This is a genomic window from Flavobacterium tibetense, from assembly GCF_003293845.1.
Lineage (GTDB): Bacteria > Bacteroidota > Bacteroidia > Flavobacteriales > Flavobacteriaceae > Flavobacterium > Flavobacterium tibetense.
The window spans coordinates 1-1975 of sequence record NZ_QLST01000037.1 but is presented as its reverse complement, the minus strand read 5'-3'; the positions used below and the strand labels follow the sequence as shown (position 1 = coordinate 1975).

The 1975-nt window shown below is 32.9% G+C and carries 3 protein-coding genes; 1 reads left to right on the top strand and 2 read right to left on the bottom strand.

Features of this window, described 5'->3' with window-relative positions; all coding sequences use genetic code 11:
• Positions 1-296, bottom strand: a 296-nt coding sequence (locus DPN68_RS12970) for a transposase (RefSeq protein ID WP_162298406.1), incomplete at its 3' end; no start/stop codon positions are given.
• A 203-nt stretch (positions 297-499) separates the two neighbouring features.
• On the opposite strand from DPN68_RS12970, the gene DPN68_RS12965 reads away from it, so the two are divergent.
• Positions 500-1033, top strand: coding sequence for a hypothetical protein (locus tag DPN68_RS12965; protein WP_113990042.1), 534 nt, complete (start codon positions 500-502; stop codon positions 1031-1033).
• Positions 1034-1147: 114 nt separating this feature from the next.
• On the opposite strand, the gene DPN68_RS12960 is transcribed toward DPN68_RS12965, so the two are convergent.
• A partial coding sequence (locus DPN68_RS12960) for a transposase (protein WP_239987041.1) occupies positions 1148-1975 on the bottom strand: 828 nt, incomplete at its 5' end.

The following is a 1975-nucleotide window of genomic DNA, read 5'->3' as shown; positions in this document are numbered from 1 at the left end:
GACTCATGAACATCATAACCCAAAAACAAACGTATCGATAAACTATCACTACAAAAAGCAATTAATTGTCTATCGGAGTTGATGTTATTCAAATAACCTACCAACAAAATCTTGAAGAAAACAACAGGATCTATACTCTCTTGACCTTCTTTACCATAATACTTTTGGGTAGCTTTATAAATAAAATGTAAATCAAGTTCGGTTAACAATTTTCTGTAAAAATTATCCACTGGAACCATGTCCAACAAATTAACCGAAACAAATAACTGTGGGGTAAAACTTTTCTTTCCTTGCATGAATAAATTTACAAATTATCTCTTTTTTATGCAAGTTTTTGTATATTTGAGTTGTGCAACATGCACAGCGGTTTGCTTCAATGGCTACTTCCGGATCTTCCTACGGAAAATCCGCTGCTGAATGGAATGTTTTGTTATATTTGTAATGGCTTGGTGTTGGTTCAACGCCACTGAGAGCAAGCCACAGAACGTTGTACACAATTATGAAAATCAAGAAAATATTAAACCTTTTTATTTTAATTTCAATAGCTTTTCAATTGAAAGCTCAAGATTTGGTTTCTAACAAAATGATTGAAATTGAATTTCAAACAATTGAAAAAAAATCAAATGATATTATAATTGCATCTGTAATTGAAATCAAATCTAATGGCGAACGTATCGGAATCATTTACGGAGATTATGACGGAATTAGTAATTTTAAAGTTTGTTCAAAAAAAATTAAAAATGACAAAATCACTCTTAATGTTTATGGAATAAAGTGCAAACCATTTAAAAAAACCTATAAAATAGAAGATGACTCAAAAATAATAATCAACCTAAATTATGGTGAAACGAAATATAAAACTCTTGAAGATAGAAAATTTATTTTAGCCCAATTAAATATTCCAATTTGTGATGTAGAAATAAGTGAATCAGAAAATGATATAATTTATTATCAACACTGTGATGGTAGAATTAAAACCAAAAATGAAATACCAGATATTGAATTATCTGAATGGGAAAGAATTGAAAAATAAAATAACTGTGTACAACAACGGTAACTGTTGCACAACTACTATTTTTTAAAATAAAATCTCAAAAAACATAAAATTCCGACCTCGTTTAAACACTTTTAAGCGAGGTTTGTCTTTTTAGTTCCTGTACAAAATTCTAAAATTTTGGTTGCTTAAATTTGAAATTATAAAGTCTTGATAGACCGTTTTTATAAAAGCAAAGCACTTCCCTTGTTTTAAGGAAATAACTTGGGCTAAAACACTTGGTTTTTTGATGGTAAAACGCAAGTATTTCTTCAAGTTGTAGGTTAAACTTGCCATGAGTACATGTTTGTTTGCGTTTTTGATGCCTCGGGTGTTGACTCGTTTCATGTTCGTGAAGTTGACCAAGGTTCCAATCACAGGTTCGACTGTTTTACTTCGTATTCTCGACATCTTTTTGGCATATTTGGCATTTTGTGTGAGTTTTTGATGCATACGGTCGTAATGTTCTTTGTGGATGCTATCGTCTAGCTTTTTAAACTTAGTGCTTTTGCCACAACATTGTTCTCTGAGTGGGCAGTTTTTACAGTCACTCTCGCTGCTTCGGTACGTGCGTTTGGTGTAGCCTTTACTATCCGTTTTTTCGCCTTTGAAAAGGAGTTTGGCTTGGTTGCCTTCGGGTTTAGTGCATTGGTAATAATTTTCCTCTTTGTTGAAGGTAAAACCTTCGCGCTCGGGTTTGTATTGCCCGAAGTTAGGAATGTAGGCATCAATATTTTTTTTATGTAAATACGCCAACGCTTCGCCACTGCTGTAACCGCCATCGGCTAAAAGTTCTTCTAATTCAATGTCGTTTTCGTTTAGGTTTTCTTCGATAAGTTCCACAATTTTTTCTAAACATTGACTATCGCGCTTGTCTGCAAAATCAGAACACGCTCCAGTAATAACATGGTGTGCATCGTCTACTGCGATTTGTCCAAAATA

Bases quoted from the DNA above. Each gene is read 5' to 3' on its own strand.
- DPN68_RS12965 (WP_113990042.1), top strand. From the start codon at position 500: ATGAAAATCAAGAAAATATTAAACCTTTTTATTTTAATTTCAATAGCT.